We start from the raw sequence: 14,580 nt of genomic DNA on the forward strand, positions 1-14,580 counted from the left end.
TGCCCACAATTCACAGGACATCGTTCATGACCAACCAACAACCTGCCTCGGCCGGATCGCAGTCGCACAACTCCGTCGTCGCCAAGTTCGGCGGCAAGCACATTAACTTCAAGATCGATCGGCAAGACCTATCGACCTTTGAAGCCTACGCCGGCATGTCGGCGTACGAAATGTTCAGCACGATTACGGCCGGCCGCTGGACGGTGGAGCACCTCAAATCGGTGTTGAAGTTTGCGTCATTGCCCGCATCCAGGCTTAAGGAAATCCGGCAATTCGCCAGGACGTTGCGACTTATGGGTAGCAACCAAGTCGGCCTGCTAGACCAATACTTCAAGCAGAACTCGCCGCATATTAACGCAACGCTTTCGACGGAGCCGGTGGCGCAATACGCCGTTCTGGCCTTGTCCATCTTGGGTGGCGCGCTCTTCGGAATTTCGGCAGCGGACGCCACATTTGATGATGGTGTAGCCCTTGGCCAATAGCGGCCTGAAGGATTTCGAGCGACGCCTCAAGGCGCTGCCTGCCGCGGCTAAGAAAGCCGCAGCCGCCGCGTTGGATGTCTCCGCTAACGAACTGGTGCGCGCGCAGCGCAGCCTAGCGCCCCGCGCCGATGGCGACCTACAAAACAGCATTGAGTGGCGCGCTACAGCCGAGCTAACGCGAACCGTAACAGCGGGCGGCGATGCGACTACCAGGCCAGTACGCGAGGGCGGACCTGACTACGACTACGCGCTAGGGCAGGAGTTCGGCACGCAGAATTCGCCGGCCAATCCATTCTTCTGGCCCGCATATCGCCTCACCAAAAAACGAATACGCAATCGAATTCAGCGCGCGATATCTCGCGGAGTGAAAGAAGCCTATGGCAAATGATAGCCCGAAACTTAGCGTTGACCTCGAGGCGCGTATTACTGCTTTTGAGAAGCAGCTAAAGAGAGCGACCGCGACAGCCGACAAGCAGTTTGGCACGATCGAAAAGCGCGGCGCTGCTATGACGTCCCGGCTCGACGCTCAGCTTGCCAACATTGGTAGCGGAATCAAGGGCAACGTCCTCGGATTTTTCACAGGCATTGGAAGCGGCGCGCTAGCGGCGCTTGCGCCTGTAGCGCTGTTTAATACCGCACTGGAAACGATTGATGACGCCAGCCATCTGGTCGACGTTGCGGACAGGATCGGTCTGACGACTACGGCTCTGCAGGAACTCTCATTCGGATTCAGCCAGGCTGGCGTTGACCAGGCCACGTTCGAAACTGGAATGGAGCAGTTCTCAAAGCGGATCGGCGAGGCAGCTACCAAGGGCGGTAGACTTGCCGACATTCTGAAGGCCAACGGCATCGCGATCCGTGATAGCAATGGGCAGATAAAGACGTCAGAGCAATTGCTCGCCAGCTACGCCGAACTGGTGCGCAACGCCGCGTCTGAACAGGAGAAGATGGTCCTAGTGACCGAAGCCTTCGGCCGCGGCGGCGCCGATTTCCTGAATGCGCTCAAAGACGGTGCGGCCGGCATCAACGGGATGGCGAAAGCCGCCGAAGACGCAGGCGGCGTCATTGACGAGCAATTGCTTCGCCGCGCTGAAGAACTAGGCGACCGCTGGGACGCGGCTTGGCGTCGGTTTAGCGTCAGTGCGCAGTCGGCCATTCTCACGGCTATCGAGGGGCTGGACGGTCTGAACGGCCGGATGAATGAATTTCTCAAAAACCGGCAGGCCGCAGAGATGGGCGCTCTCGCGGGTTCGCTGGTCGGTCAACCGGGTGATGTGGTCACCGGGCCAGGCAGGAGTGACAAGCCGGATGCCATCGACACCCGCATAGCGCAGGCATTCGGCGGCGAGATTGCAAAGGCCGATACAGCCCTGGTCGAGGCTCTGCAAAAGCGCTACGGCGCCGCGGCAAGCAAGGCCACGGTGATCCCAGGTGAGAAAACATCTGGCGGAGGCGGAGGCGGACGCAATGCGGCGGCGGCAGCGGCTTTGCGCGAGGCTGAGGCGGTTCTTCGAGTCATTGAGGGGTTGAAGGAAGAACAACAACTCAGAGGCGCCACCGACCTCGAGCGCGAAAAGGCAAACGCTCTGCGCCAAGCCGGAAGCGCGGCAACCGCGGAGCAGCGTGCCGAGATAGAGCAGCTTGTGGAAGCCATCTATCGCGAGCGAGAGGCCACGGAAGCTGCAGCCGACGCCTCTCAAGAGTTGCGAGACATCGGCCGCGATGTGCTCGGCGGAATGATTTCTGACTTACGCGCGGGAAAGACGCGCGCCGAAGCCTTGGCGGGCGCTTTGGACAAGGTGGCCAACAAGCTGCTGGACATCGGCCTTGATGCACTTTTCAGCGGCAGCGGTGGAGGCTTTGGCGGCATCTTCAGCTTGTTGGGCTTCGCCAAGGGCGGCTTCGTTAAGCTAGCCGGTGGCGGACAGGTGCGTGGACCTGGTGGTCCGACCGGCGACAAGATTCCGGCGATGTTATCGGACGGCGAGCACGTTACTAACGCGCGATCGGCGAAGAAATATCGTGCACTGCTTACCGCCATCAACAACGACAACATGCCCGGCTTCGCTAGCGGCGGTTTCTTCGGCTCACCAATTCCAATGCCGCGAACGCCCAGCATTCCCCGTGCCGCCAATGACAATCGAGTCCATGTTACGGTCGGTGTCGGCGCTGATCAGAATGGCAATTTGCTGCCGTTCGTTCAGAGCGTGACTCAAGACAACATCCGACGCGCATCGCCTAGCATCGTGCAGGCATCCGTTCAGCAGAGCCAGAAAGCTACGCAAAGGAACATGCCAAACCTGTTGGCCGAAGCGCAATCGCGTCGCCTCTAGAAAGGTAGGAGACACATGATTCAAATTACACGAATGATCCCCCAAACGCCACCGAAGCAGGTTGGAAACACCGGCCACCAGATCGCAACCTTCGGCTTCACCTCGCCCGAACTGATCGCCAATAGGGTCTCTCTTGTGCGCGGACATGGCGGACACGTCATGGCGTATTTGATGCAGACCAAGAACGTGAAATTTAACCACTCTAGCGCGTTTCACGAGAAGATAGTGAAAGCTGCGGTCGCCGAATTCTTAGCCGTGCAGGCTGGCGAGCCGCACCCCGACGATTCCAGATCGGATGATGGCTCTCGCTAAACTAGCCTCACCCATCAAACCCAAAAACTCACTTTTCAAAGACCCGTCATCGCGGGTCTTTTCTTTTTCAGGATAGATATCATGGTTGATTTGGTTGCATCTATTTTTCGCGATTACGTTATAGACGGCGTCCCCTCGAGCGGCCCGAACAAGGTCGAAAAATCCAAAGTACGAGAGTGGGGAACCGACAAAGAAGACCGGATTGACGCGCTCGAAACCTCTGCGGGTGGCCTTCCCGCGCTGACAGACCGCGTTGCTGCCGCTGAGGAAGAGATAGATGATCACGAGACCCGCATCGACAATGTGGAGTCCCTGATCACGATTGGCGCGAGGACTCCAGTAGCGGTAGCAACAGTCGCCGCCACCAACATTGCGGTCGTTTCAGGAATCGTCAACGGGGCCACCATCGGTGGCTATGTTGTATCGACCGGCCAAGCCGTACTCTTGACGGCGCAGACCGCGCCGGCCGAGAATGGCGTTTATATTGTCGCCGCCGCTGGTGCAGCGTCACGGTCGACAGACTTCGATACCAGCGCGGAATTTCTCGGCGCCACTTTTTCCATCGATAACGGCACGGAAGCGGGAAGCGTCTGGGCTGTCCGCAACACAGCGGCAATTGTTGTCGGCACGGATGCTATAACCATTAGCAGAGCCTACGATTTGCCAGGTAGTGACGCGATTACGGGTGTGACCGCCAGCGTCGACACCTTGGCGCAGATCGAAGGATTGAGCATTGCCACGGCAAAGCTTACCGAGGCCGCTGGATCGATCACGCCACTCTGCTTTAGGTCATACACCTTTGCAACAGCGACCACATATGAGCATGTTGTGGTGGCAAAAGCAGCCGAGCGCCGCGCGCTGCAACTCTTCTGCAATGGCGCTGGCGCAGGCTTCACAGTCAACTTTGATCTAGTTGACGGCACCAGTTCTGGATCCGGTGCGAACTTTGTAAGCTCTGCGGTGACCGCTCTAGGCGCTGGGTGGTATGAGTGCAAGGCAGTGTTCCTCACTAGCGGAACGCCGAATGCGCAGGTGCAAGCGCGCATCTCGTCGGGGGGAATCTTTCCGTACACAGGTGACGGCACCTCTGGCATGTATGTTCGCAGCATCGTTCTCCGGCTGCAGAACACGACGACGAACCTGTTCCCCAGTAGCGATCCGACCAACGCAGCATTCACCAAGACCAGCCTGACAGCGGCGAACACGACGACAGTTGCGTCCCCTACGCTGCCTCCGACGCAAACCCTGGTCGACAGCCTAGACATCCTAACGAATGGACGTCTCATTGCCGACAAAATCATTGAGCCGGTCGGTTCGAGCAGTCCAGTGATCTATCACACGGTATCGCTGACCGCTGGCGATGCCATAGTCTTCGATGTCGTTGCCAAGGGAGCCGAGCGCACCCGCCTAAATCTGTTTTCTAACAGCGCCTTTTCCTTCAACTGCACGTTCGATTTGGCCAACGGGACGAGCTCTGGAACTGGCGCAAGCATTCAGGCTCTTGGCAATGGCTGGTACAGATGCCGCGTTTCAGGAGCAGCCACGGCCACAGCTTCTGCCAATTTCCAGCATCGACTCTACCCCGCATCAGGTGGACAGCCTTACGTCGGCGACGGCACGTCGGGCATCTATCTTCAAAGCTCATCGATTACCAGAAATGGCGGGGCAAACATCCTTGCCTTTTCCACCAACTATTCTTTGGATTATTGGACCAAAAGCGCCGGTGTTACGGTGTCGGCGAACAGCGGTCTGTACCTTGGTCTGCTGTCTAATCCGACGAACATAGGTGGCAGCGCTTACGACGATGGCCGCGCGGCTCTTGTCGGAAAGAAATGGGCAGCGCTCGGATCGAGCATCACCGCACAGGCGCAATATACGGCGCCACTGGCCAGCTCGTCCGGCATGGTGCTAACTAATCTTGGTGTCTCCGGTGCTGCGTTGGGCGTGAGCACGACCGGCTATGCCAGCGAGGGCATTTACAACGCCATTGCAAGTGTCCCGGCTGACAGCGAGATTGTCACACTGGAGGCGGGCATCAACGACTTTGGCGCGCAGGAAGTCGTGCTTGGCACAATAGCCGACTCCACCACGGCAACGTTCTACGGGGCATTGTGGGCGGCAGTCGTGGCAATTCGCGCGCAAGCACCCTCGGCTAAAATCATCTTCATCACGCCTTACAGCGGCGGTCCCAGCCATGCTACTCACAGAGTCCATCGCGTAAACGGGCAAGGCAACACGCTCGACCAGTTTCAAAAAGCTGTGCGTGACGTGGCAAACCTGTCCGGCTACCCCTGCATCGACATAGCGGGACGCTCCGGCATCGGCTACTTCACGTCCGCAACCTACATGTCGGACGAGTTGCACATCAACGCGACGGGCGGCACCCGCTATGCCAACTGCGCGCTCGATGATTTGCGTGAACTTTCTCGTGCGGGCTTCTTTGGGACTTAAGATCTGCTAAGGCGATCCAGGCTATCGGCAGAAACCATGCCGATAGCCTGCTCTAACAAGGGGCTCCAGTGCCGGTATCCAAGCTGGGAAAAATGAACACCATCCCGAAAGCCCGCGTCGTATTCCAGACCGGCCGCCTGCATCGACTGGCGAAAGAGTAGCGCGGCATCAAGGACTTTTGCCGATGTCAACGCCGAGATATCTTCGTTCTCCATTCTGATCAGGTCTCGATTGAAACGCGTCACCCATTCGCCCGCCGAAGCAATGTCGGCGATTGTGAGGAGGATAAGCGGTTTCCCGCCAAGCGAACGGGAAAGGGCATCAAGGGCAGATCGGAAGTAAAGGCGTCGAGATTCTAGATCATCGCCCTCACTTGTTTGCGCGTCGTTGATCCCGACCGCAACAACAGCACCAGCCACCTTGTGCCAAAGAAACGCGCCTTTGATCCTGCCAATGACTGCCAGGACATCGGAGATTCTGGAGCCGCCATATGCACCTCGCGCGACGTTCGGGTTGCCTCCGCCTGCCCGCGAGGCGTCCACAAGACTATCACCTAAAAGTAGGATTTTAGGCGATCCGGCCCGCCTCAGCGAAGCGATAAGTTCCGCCTCACGATCGGCCCGTGAAGTGCCTATGACCTTGCCCAAAATCAGTCTCGATTTTGAGGCGGCAACCTGTAACGGCGTCATGCGAGTTCCCCAACCCGCTGCGGTTGTAGCCGATTTATCAATGTATATCAAGGAGACCAGCCATGACCACCTTTGGCCGTCTTTCCCGCATGCTCAATCGCGTGCTTGGCGGGTTTCTTCACTTCAGGCCATCTGGTATAACGAGCCATGCGAATGCCTCTACTCGATCCCAATATCGCTGACGAAGCTCCCACCTCTTCCGTCCTTACCGGCTATGACGAAGAGCGTATGCTCACCTACATTCGCCTTCTCGATGCCGCGGCCGAGGACGCCGACTGGCGTGAGGTGGCCAAGATCGTCTTGCACATTGATCCTGAGAAGGAGCCTGAGCGTGCATTCCGGGCATGGGAAACGCATCTTGCCCGCGCCCGATGGATGACCACCAACGGCTTCAAATATTTGCTAGCAGGCGGTGCGCCGCACTGATTGCCAGGTCGGCGAAACTTGGTAGGCCTGGGCTGAACTTGGATTCGAGATCCCCGATGCGCTGGAGCATTTCAGCTTCAGTCATGTCCCACCTCCGTTAGCATTTCGTTCGGCCTGCAGCCGCCGTTTCCGGGCCGCCCTCCAGTAGTTCGGGTCGCGATTGGCGTAGTCTAGCGGCTCGGGCTCGGGTGCCGCCTGCGAGGCCTTTGCAGCCCGTTTGTTCGCTCTCTCTTGGCGCTTCAGTTCGGCCACCAATTCTCGCCCTTCTTGCCGTGCGCTGGCGTTGCGGATTCGGTCGGCCTCTTTGCGAGCTTGTCGCTCCAGTTTCGCCTTTACGGTCAGGTCGTAAAGGCGCGTGCCTGGCAACGCGTATCGAACGGCGGGCGTGGTGAGCCTGCCGACTGGGGCGCCGTTTGGATCCGGCCGCATGGCCCGTTTGATGCCTTCGATGTCGTCCGCTGTGAAGGTGAAGATGCGCCCATTCACCATGCATAGGCCGTGGCGCTTCGCTATTTTTATGACACCGCGCCGCGTCATGCGCAGGTACTCAGCGGCCTCGTCAAGCGTGTAAATTCTATCATCGAGCATGCTCGAGAATTGTCACGGGCCAGCGGCAAAGTCCAACCAGTATAATGACCGGAATAAGGCAGTAAAATTGGTAATCCGGTAAAACTACGAAAGGGTTGCCGCTACGACCGGAGAGAACTATACTTCCCATGGTCGGCCAGGAACGGGCCGACTGGTTCGAGAAGACCGATTGCTGACGCCTCAGCAGTCGGGCGCGCCGCCAACTTCGATCGCAACGGCGCGCCTTTTACTTCCGCAATTTGACACCCGTCCCATTGATGAACTCGACGCCGGCCGCTTCGAGGGCGCGAATGACGGCTGCCACATTGTTGGACATCGGCACGTCCTTTTCTCGTACGGCCTCCATACGTCTGATGGTCGGCGCCGAGATATTGGCGCGTTTTGCAAGCTCAAATTGATCAAGACCGGCAAGCGTGCGAGCTGCCGCTAACTGCCTTCCCGTTATTTGATTAATATCGCTCATTTTGATTAATACCGCTTGACATGCGCTTGATGATCATTATGTATCGTATTGAGCGGTATTAATCAACGAGGAATCGCACGACATGCTTAACGCAGTCCAACCCACGATCACGCCCGGCCAAGTCGTTCAGTACGGCGACGGTTGGAAAGCATTCGTCCTAGCACCAGCGCACTTCGCAGGATTTTGGCAGATCGAGAACGTCTATGACGACGCCGGCTTGTTCGCCATTGTCGCCGAAAGAGATTTGCGGCCGGCCGAACTGGACGAGGACGAGTTATACATTTGCGGTCTCGAGAGTGATTGGCCCGAAGGACTTGACATTAATTTGGTAAAGCGGTCCTACTAGTGTTCCGCGCTCGCCGAGTTCCTTCGGTGGGCGCTTTTGTTTTTGAAGAGGAGGAGTTCGCCTTGGATTTGCGCTTGGATTTGAGGCAGAATGCTGAATATGAGCGAACAGCAACGGCCTATCACGAGGCTGGCCATGCCGTCATCGCGTGGCTCTACGGACTGAGCTTTGACCGCGTAACAATTGTCCGCGACGGTGATGTTGCCGATTGCGTTTATTATTCGCCAACCGACCATTTAGCAAAGCCCATGAGGTGGTGGACTCGCTGGCGTAACTCGCTGGCATACAGTAGCGCTGGCGGGCCGATCGCTGAGGCAATTTGGCTCGGCAAACCTTACGACAACGATGGCGTATTGAATTGGCAGGCGTCATTCTTGTTTTCGCCTACCGACTTCGAAGGCGTGATGGATAGGGACGGCGCCGCGTTCCTGCATCCAAGGTCTCAGGCAATGTACGAGATAATGAAAGGACGGGCGGACGTCTGGTCAGCTGTGGTGGGCCTGGCTGAGAGCCTTTTAGAACTCGGGACGGTCACCGGAGACGACGCCGATCGCCTAATCCGAAAGCACATCCCAAATGGCCGCACCGCAGGAGGCAGAGAGCGAATGACCAGCATAGCCGCGAATGACAACGATGCGTTGGTCCTGACCCGACCACAGGCGGCGGCCCTTTGCCGAGTATGTCCGTCCACGTTCGATACGTGGGTACGCAAGGGTGTAGTCCCCGGATCTATGACAGGAACAAGGCGATGGAGCCGCGTCGCGCTTGAGCGTGCCCTGTGTGGCGATTTAACGCCTCCTGCAGCCGACAACGACAACACCTCCCCCTTCGAGGCTTGGAAGAGGCAACATGCACGCTCGGCTTAAGGGTATTAACAAAGCCACGCCGAAGCTCGCCGATGGGACGCGGGCGACCTATTACTACCATCGTGCAACCGGAACTCGCCTTACGGGGGAACCGGGTTCGCCTGAATTTCTCGCGTCCATAGCAGCTGCTGAAAAGAAGATTCAGAACCGCAACAGCGGCACGCTATCCGGTGTCATCCGAGATTTCGAGAAGACAGCCAAATGGCGGAAATTGGCCGACAGCACCCGGAAGGAATATATCCGCGTCCTGAAGTTTTGGGATGCGGAATACGGGACCGTGCCGCATCGCGCCCTTGAAGACAAAGCATTCCGCAAGGACGTGCTGAAGTGGCATGATGAGTTTTCGGCAGGCAAGCCTCGCGAAGCCGACAATCGTGTCACCATTCTGGCCCGCGTTCTGTCGTGGGCCGCGAAGGACGGAGACCTCAAGGTCAATGTGTTGGATGGCTTTGACCGCGCGTATGAAGGCGACAGGTCGGAAATGATATGGCTGCCAGAACATGTCGAAGCCTTCATGGCCGTTGCCGACTCCGAAATGAAGCTTGCTCTCGTCCTTGCCCTGCACACCGGACAGCGCCAGGGCGACCTCTTGCGGCTGGCATGGGGCGCCTACGACGGTACCCGTATCAACCTACGGCAAGGCAAGACAAAGCGGTATGTGAACGTCAAATGCACTGCCGCTCTCAAGGTGACGTTGGATGGGCTGCAGAAGAAATCGACGCTCATCATGACGACGAAAACCGGCCGGGCGTTCAAGAAACGCTACTTCGCCGACCGATGGGAAGAGACCTGCAAGACGGCGGGGATCACTGACCTCCACTTCCACGACATACGCGGCACGACCGTCACTATGCTCTTTCAGGCCGGGTGTAATCTCGGTGAGATTGTTTCCGTTACCGGCCACTCCCTACGGCGGGCACAGGAAATTTTAGACAAGTATCTCGCCCGCACGAGCACTATGGCCGACAATGCCATAGCCAAATTTGAGAACGTTCTGGAAACAGATTTTGCAAAACGGCCTGCAAAACGGGAAGCTGCAAAACCTGCTAAGTAGTTGGCGCGCCCGAAGAGATTCGAACTCCTGACCCCCAGATTCGTAGTCTGGTGCTCTATCCAGCTGAGCTACGGGCGCGCAACAGGCCATGCTTTGCATGGCCCGCGATCCGATCCTTAACGACCGGCCGCGATGTGACGTGTTCCCTAGCGACTGAATTTCCGAAAAGCAAGCCGATCCGGCAAAAGTTTTGTTGTTCGTGCCTTGACGAGGATCGGGTGGGCAAGGATCAGGCCGGGCGGCGCAGGCCGTTGCGGGCCTGGTCGAGCCGGACCGGCTGGTCGGGAATGGTTACCGCGAAGATGGTGCGGCCGCCTCTGCTTTCGACAAGCTCCACCGTGCCGCCATGGGCGCGGATCAATTCATAGGCGATTGCCAGGCCGAGCCCGGTGCCGCCGCTGCGGGCCGAGCCGCGGAACGCCGCGAACAGGTTCTCGCGCGCTTTCGGCGGCAGGCCGGGGCCGGTGTCGGTGACGGTGATGCGGCTGACGCTGCCGACGCGCTCGGCCGACACTTCCAACCGGCGCACCACCGCACTTTCCGCGTCCGCCGCCATCGCCTGCACGGCGTTGCGGCAAAGATTGGTGAGCACGCGAAAAAGCTGATCGGAATCGGCATCCACCTCGAAAGCCAGATCGACGGCATTGACGAATTCGATACCGCCTTCTGTGTCGAGCAGGCCGTGGACGTCGTCGACCAGTTGGCGCAGCCTAAGCCTGCGGCGCGAGGGCGGCGGCTCCTGGGTGCGGCCATAGGCGAGCACACCTTCCGAATAGGACACGGCACGATCGAGCGCCCGCAGCAGTTTCGGCGCGAAGGCCTGCACGGTCGGGTCCTTGACCTGGCGCAGACGATCCGACATCAGCTGCGCCGATGCCAGGATGTTGCGCATATCATGGTTGATCTTCGACACGGCGAGGCCAAGGTCGGCGAGATGCTTCTGCTCGGAGAGCATCTTTTGCAGCCGCTCCTGCATCTGAGAGAGCTCGCGCTCTGCAACGCCGATCTCGTCGGCGCGGGCGGCAGGGCGGATGATCCGCCCGGGGTCGTCGGGCGCCTCGGAGAAGGCCAGCATCGAGCGCGTCATCGTCCGGATCGGGCCGATCATGATCAGGTCTATGGCGGCATAGACCAGCATGGCGGTGAACAGCGAGATCAGCAGCGAGACGAAGGCAACGTTGCGCGAATAGATGAGCATGGCATCGCGCAGGCTGTAGTCGGGCATGATCAGCTCGAATTCCTTGTCGCTGTCGCCGACCGGCCCGAAAACGCGCAGCATCCGCTCGCCGCCGAAAAACAGCGTGTCCAAAGCGCCGGTCATACCCTCGACCACGCCGACATTGGCGATGTCGATATGTTCATCGACCTGCGGCGGCATCTCAGCCACGACCAGAAGCCGCGAGACCCCGCCGTCGCGCACGGCGATCGCCTTGGCGCCGATCGCCATCAGCACGTCGTTCTGGGCGGCGCGGGACAGCGAAGCGGGCTCTCCCTGCACCAGCACGATCGAGACGGCCGCGGCGGTGCTCAGCCTCTCCTTCAGCCAGCTCAGCCGGTAGCTGGCGATCCAGGGCAGAAAGATAAGGACCTCGGCCAGGAGCACGAAGACGATGGTGAGCAGCAGGAGCTTTGTCGACAATCCACGCGACAACGGCACCCTCCGGGCGGCCGCGGTCGCCCGATCGGTCCTTTCATCCGCGGATGGGATTTCACTCATGTTGCTTTTTCTTCACGATCACTTGATCAGCCAAGATTAGGCCATTGCGGCTTTTTTGCCAATTTCATCCTTCGTCCCAATACGGGATGATACCGCCAAGACTTCAGCCATCACACTTCAGCCAATCGGCTGAGGCGCTGGATGTCCGCGCCGGATTGACTTCCAAAACCCTTCTTTCTATAAGCCCGCTCACGCTCGGGCCATTCGTCCCGGCGCGGTTTCGATCGCGCCAAAGCCGGCCCGGCAAAGCTCCTGTTACAGAGTGACAGAATCAAGAAGGGCCGCACCCCGCGGTATTAAAACAAATGAAGCGTACTTACCAACCGTCCAAACTCGTCCGCAAACGTCGGCACGGTTTTCGTGCCCGCATGGCCACCAAGGGTGGTCGTGGCGTCGTCGCAGCCCGCCGCAACCGCGGTCGCAAGCGGCTCAGCGCCTGAACGGAAGACGAGATCGTTGCCCGCAACCGGCAAGCCAGTGGGAGCACATCCCAAGCGGCTTCTGAAACGCGCGGAATTCCTGGCTGTCCGGCGTGGCGAGAAGCGCCGCGGGCGGCTTTTTCTCGTCGAGGTTCTGGGCCGAAGCGACGCAGAGGCGCCTCGCGTCGGCTACACGGTCACCAAGAAGGTCGGCAATGCAGTCGTCCGCAACCGCATCCGGCGGCGGCTGAGAGAAGCCGTGCGCACGCATGCCGCGGGTGACATGGAGCCTGGCAATGACTATGTCATCGTCGGGCGCGAAGATGTGCTTACCATTCCGTTCGGCCAGTTGAAGGCCGAACTCTCCCGCAGACTGCGCGGAACACGATAGGCCAAGGCTTTCGATGGAAAACAACCGGAACTTCTTCATCACCATCGCGCTGTCGGTGCTGATCCTGTCGCTTTGGCAGTATTTTTACGTGATGCCTTACAGCGAGGCGCAACGCGAGGCGGCCCGTATACAAGAGCAGCGGATTGCGGAGCAGAAGAAGGCGGCCGAAGGCGCCAGTCCGGGCAGCAGCGAAACGCCGGTGCCGCAGCAAGGCGCCATTCCTAATGCACCCAATGCACCGGGGACCGACGGCGCGACGCCTGCCGGCCGCGAGCAGGCGCTGGCGTCGACGAAGCGCGTCAGGATCGACACGCCGAGCCTGGAGGGCTCGATCAATCTCACCGGCGCCCGTCTCGACGACCTCAAGCTCAAGCACTACACGACGACGGTCGACAAGAACTCGCCCGAGATCGAACTGCTCAACCCGGCGGCGCTGCCTACTGGCTACTATGCCGAGATCGGCTTTGTCGGCAGCGACAAGACCGGCACGGTGCCGGGCCCGGAAACCGTGTGGACCGTCGACGGCAATGCGACGCTGACGCCGGCGACCCCGGTGACGCTGACCTTCACCAACGACAAGGGCCTGACCTTCAAGCGCACCTTCTCCGTCGACAGCGACTACATGTTCACGGTTTCGGACACGGTGCAGAATTCGGGTTCGACCGCCGTTACCCTGTCGAATTACGGCCGTGTCACCCGCTTCGACAAGCCTGCCGTTGCCAGCATCTATGTGCTGCACGAGGGGCTGATCGGCGTCACCGGCACGGAAGGCCTGCAGGAACATAAATACGCGGCCGTCGAGGAGGACAAGCAGTTCACACCGGGCAAGTCGACCGATGGCTGGCTGGGCATCACCGACAAATACTGGGCGGTGACGCTGGTGCCGACCGAGAAGCAGCCGTTCCAGCCGCGCTATGCCTATTTCGAGGACGGCCGCCCGCGCTACCAGGCCGACTTCCTCACCGACCCGATCACCGTTGATGCCGGCCAGTCAACGACGGTAGAAACCGAGATCTTCGCCGGCGCCAAGGAAGTCGCCAAGGTCAACGCCTATGCGGAAGATCGCCATATCAGGCTGTTTGACCGTTTGATCGACTGGGGATGGTTCATCTGGATCACCAAGCCGATGTTCTACCTGATCGACACGCTCTATAAATTCTTCGGCAATTTCGGCGTGGCTATCCTGGCCACCACCGTCGTCGTCAAGGCCCTCTTCTTCCCGCTCGCCAACAAGTCCTACGCATCGATGGCGAACATGAAGAAGGTGCAGCCCAAGATGCTCGAGATCCGCGAGAAATACGCGGACGACAAGATGAAGCAGCAACAGGCGATGATGGAGCTGTACAAGACCGAGAAGATCAATCCGCTCGCCGGCTGCTGGCCGGTGGCGCTGCAGATCCCGGTCTTCTTCGCGCTCTACAAGGTGCTCTACATCACCATCGAGATGCGGCACGCGCCGTTCTTCGGCTGGATCCAGGATCTGGCGGCGCCGGATCCGACCTCGATCTTCAACCTGTTCGGCCTCATCCCGATCGACCTGCCGCATATGTTGATGATCGGCGTTTGGCCGCTGATCATGGGCGTTACCATGTTCCTGCAGATGCGCATGAACCCGACGCCGCCGGACCCGACACAGGCCATGATCTTCACCTGGATGCCGGTGGTCTTCACGTTCATGATGGCGGGTTTTCCGGCCGGCCTCGTCATCTACTGGGCCTGGAACAACTTGCTTTCGATCATCCAGCAAGGCGTGATCATGAAGCGGCAGGGCGCCAAGATCGAATTGTGGGACAATCTGGTCGCGCTGTTCCGGAAGAAACCGTCGCCGGCGGAATAGAAGGCGCTCGCTTTTTGTGAATCCAGAAAAGCCCCGGACCGGGGCTTTTTTGTTGGGACGAGCCGAGCCGCCGGCGAGCGGCGAAACCAGTCGGCGCGGCGGTAGACGCCGCCGCGACAATCCCTATAAGCTCGCTGTCGTTTCAGGAGCGCTCCGTCGATGAACAGGTAAGGATGATCCGCTGCGCACGCGGTTGGTGCTGCCGG

Annotated in this window: 16 protein-coding genes and 1 tRNA gene; 12 read left to right on the forward strand and 5 right to left on the reverse strand. The window is 59.2% G+C overall.

Annotated features, from left to right (window positions below; all coding sequences use genetic code 11):
• The first annotated feature begins 26 nt into the window (after positions 1-26).
• The 5 genes from ACWUKX_RS15635 (at position 27) to ACWUKX_RS15655 (ending at position 5,578) form a co-directional block, all read left to right on the forward strand.
• A complete protein-coding gene (locus tag ACWUKX_RS15635) occupies positions 27-482 on the forward strand; it encodes a hypothetical protein (protein ID WP_456007832.1) in 456 nt (151 codons plus the stop codon).
• On the forward strand, positions 472-870 hold the full coding sequence (locus ACWUKX_RS15640) for an HK97-gp10 family putative phage morphogenesis protein (protein WP_456007833.1): 399 nt from the start codon (positions 472-474) through the stop codon (positions 868-870). Before ACWUKX_RS15635 ends, ACWUKX_RS15640 begins: the two co-directional genes overlap by 11 nt.
• Entirely contained in the window at positions 860-2,815 is a 1,956-nt protein-coding gene (locus ACWUKX_RS15645; protein WP_456007834.1) for a hypothetical protein, read from the forward strand. The genes ACWUKX_RS15640 and ACWUKX_RS15645 overlap by 11 nt, the downstream gene beginning before the upstream one ends.
• A gap of 15 nt (positions 2,816-2,830) precedes the next feature.
• A complete protein-coding gene (locus ACWUKX_RS15650; protein WP_456007835.1) occupies positions 2,831-3,127 on the forward strand; it encodes a hypothetical protein in 297 nt (98 codons plus the stop codon).
• A gap of 81 nt (positions 3,128-3,208) precedes the next feature.
• Entirely contained in the window at positions 3,209-5,578 is a 2,370-nt protein-coding gene (locus ACWUKX_RS15655) for an SGNH/GDSL hydrolase family protein (RefSeq protein ID WP_456007836.1), read from the forward strand.
• Here ACWUKX_RS15655 and ACWUKX_RS15660 read toward each other — a convergent pair.
• On the reverse strand, positions 5,575-6,267 hold the full coding sequence (locus ACWUKX_RS15660; RefSeq protein ID WP_456007837.1) for an SGNH/GDSL hydrolase family protein: 693 nt from the start codon (positions 6,265-6,267) through the stop codon (positions 5,575-5,577). The two genes, ACWUKX_RS15655 and ACWUKX_RS15660, sit on opposite strands and share 4 nt — an antisense overlap.
• 147 nt (positions 6,268-6,414) lie before the next feature.
• On the opposite strand from ACWUKX_RS15660, the gene ACWUKX_RS15665 reads away from it, so the two are divergent.
• Complete coding sequence (locus tag ACWUKX_RS15665; RefSeq protein WP_456007838.1) at positions 6,415-6,693, forward strand: DUF2285 domain-containing protein; 279 nt, start codon at positions 6,415-6,417, stop codon at positions 6,691-6,693.
• Positions 6,694-6,774: 81 nt separating this feature from the next.
• Here ACWUKX_RS15665 and ACWUKX_RS15670 read toward each other — a convergent pair whose 3' ends face one another.
• Both ACWUKX_RS15670 and ACWUKX_RS15675 read right to left on the reverse strand, forming a co-directional pair.
• Positions 6,775-7,281: a hypothetical protein gene (locus tag ACWUKX_RS15670; RefSeq protein ID WP_456007839.1), complete on the reverse strand. Its 507-nt coding sequence runs from the start codon at positions 7,279-7,281 to the stop codon at positions 6,775-6,777.
• Positions 7,282-7,507: 226 nt separating this feature from the next.
• A complete protein-coding gene (locus ACWUKX_RS15675) occupies positions 7,508-7,744 on the reverse strand; it encodes a helix-turn-helix domain-containing protein (RefSeq protein ID WP_456007840.1) in 237 nt (78 codons plus the stop codon).
• 82 nt (positions 7,745-7,826) lie between these two features.
• Between ACWUKX_RS15675 and ACWUKX_RS15680 the strand changes: the two genes are divergently transcribed.
• From ACWUKX_RS15680 to ACWUKX_RS15690, 3 genes are read left to right on the forward strand one after another with little or no spacing between them, the layout of a single operon-like run.
• Positions 7,827-8,090 carry a hypothetical protein gene (locus ACWUKX_RS15680; protein WP_456007841.1) on the forward strand — a complete coding sequence of 88 codons (264 nt, stop codon included), beginning with the start codon at positions 7,827-7,829 and terminating at the stop codon, positions 8,088-8,090.
• 26 nt (positions 8,091-8,116) lie between these two features.
• Positions 8,117-8,956, forward strand: coding sequence for a hypothetical protein (locus ACWUKX_RS15685; RefSeq protein WP_456007842.1), 840 nt, complete (start codon positions 8,117-8,119; stop codon positions 8,954-8,956).
• The gene (locus tag ACWUKX_RS15690; RefSeq protein ID WP_456007843.1) at positions 8,940-10,010 is read left to right on the forward strand and encodes a tyrosine-type recombinase/integrase; all 1,071 of its coding nucleotides are present in this window, start codon (positions 8,940-8,942) and stop codon (positions 10,008-10,010) included. Before ACWUKX_RS15685 ends, ACWUKX_RS15690 begins: the two co-directional genes overlap by 17 nt.
• A 1-nt stretch (position 10,011) precedes the next feature.
• Here ACWUKX_RS15690 and ACWUKX_RS15695 read toward each other — a convergent pair.
• Both ACWUKX_RS15695 and ACWUKX_RS15700 read right to left on the reverse strand, forming a co-directional pair.
• Positions 10,012-10,088: transfer RNA gene (locus ACWUKX_RS15695), tRNA-Arg, on the reverse strand.
• A gap of 151 nt (positions 10,089-10,239) precedes the next feature.
• Positions 10,240-11,727 (reverse strand): ATP-binding protein, encoded by a 1,488-nt coding sequence (locus ACWUKX_RS15700; protein ID WP_456007844.1) that lies wholly within the window; start codon positions 11,725-11,727, stop codon positions 10,240-10,242.
• Between the two features lie 305 nt (positions 11,728-12,032).
• Here ACWUKX_RS15700 and rpmH point away from each other — a divergent pair, with 305 nt between their 5' ends.
• From rpmH to yidC, 3 genes are read left to right on the forward strand one after another with little or no spacing between them, the layout of a single operon-like run.
• Entirely contained in the window at positions 12,033-12,167 is a 135-nt protein-coding gene (gene rpmH, locus ACWUKX_RS15705; protein WP_008833937.1) for a 50S ribosomal protein L34, read from the forward strand.
• Positions 12,168-12,183: 16 nt separating this feature from the next.
• Positions 12,184-12,537 carry a ribonuclease P protein component gene (rnpA, locus tag ACWUKX_RS15710; protein WP_095517502.1) on the forward strand — a complete coding sequence of 118 codons (354 nt, stop codon included), beginning with the start codon at positions 12,184-12,186 and terminating at the stop codon, positions 12,535-12,537.
• 13 nt (positions 12,538-12,550) lie between these two features.
• Positions 12,551-14,374 (forward strand): membrane protein insertase YidC, encoded by a 1,824-nt coding sequence (yidC, locus tag ACWUKX_RS15715; protein ID WP_456007845.1) that lies wholly within the window; start codon positions 12,551-12,553, stop codon positions 14,372-14,374.
• Positions 14,375-14,580 lie beyond the last annotated feature (206 nt).

Source organism: Mesorhizobium sp. f-mel (assembly GCF_053850215.1).

Coding starts and splice junctions, on each gene's coding strand:
- ACWUKX_RS15635 (WP_456007832.1), top strand. CDS start 27: ATGACCAACCAACAACCTGCCTCGGCCGGATCGCAGTCGCACAACTCC.
- ACWUKX_RS15645 (WP_456007834.1), top strand. CDS start 860: ATGGCAAATGATAGCCCGAAACTTAGCGTTGACCTCGAGGCGCGTATT.
- ACWUKX_RS15650 (WP_456007835.1), top strand. CDS start 2,831: ATGATTCAAATTACACGAATGATCCCCCAAACGCCACCGAAGCAGGTT.
- ACWUKX_RS15655 (WP_456007836.1), top strand. CDS start 3,209: ATGGTTGATTTGGTTGCATCTATTTTTCGCGATTACGTTATAGACGGC.
- ACWUKX_RS15660 (WP_456007837.1), bottom strand. CDS start 6,267: ATGACGCCGTTACAGGTTGCCGCCTCAAAATCGAGACTGATTTTGGGC.
- ACWUKX_RS15665 (WP_456007838.1), top strand. CDS start 6,415: ATGCGAATGCCTCTACTCGATCCCAATATCGCTGACGAAGCTCCCACC.
- ACWUKX_RS15670 (WP_456007839.1), bottom strand. CDS start 7,281: ATGCTCGATGATAGAATTTACACGCTTGACGAGGCCGCTGAGTACCTG.
- ACWUKX_RS15675 (WP_456007840.1), bottom strand. CDS start 7,744: ATGAGCGATATTAATCAAATAACGGGAAGGCAGTTAGCGGCAGCTCGC.
- ACWUKX_RS15680 (WP_456007841.1), top strand. CDS start 7,827: ATGCTTAACGCAGTCCAACCCACGATCACGCCCGGCCAAGTCGTTCAG.
- ACWUKX_RS15690 (WP_456007843.1), top strand. CDS start 8,940: ATGCACGCTCGGCTTAAGGGTATTAACAAAGCCACGCCGAAGCTCGCC.
- ACWUKX_RS15700 (WP_456007844.1), bottom strand. CDS start 11,727: ATGAGTGAAATCCCATCCGCGGATGAAAGGACCGATCGGGCGACCGCG.
- rpmH (WP_008833937.1), top strand. CDS start 12,033: ATGAAGCGTACTTACCAACCGTCCAAACTCGTCCGCAAACGTCGGCAC.
- yidC (WP_456007845.1), top strand. CDS start 12,551: ATGGAAAACAACCGGAACTTCTTCATCACCATCGCGCTGTCGGTGCTG.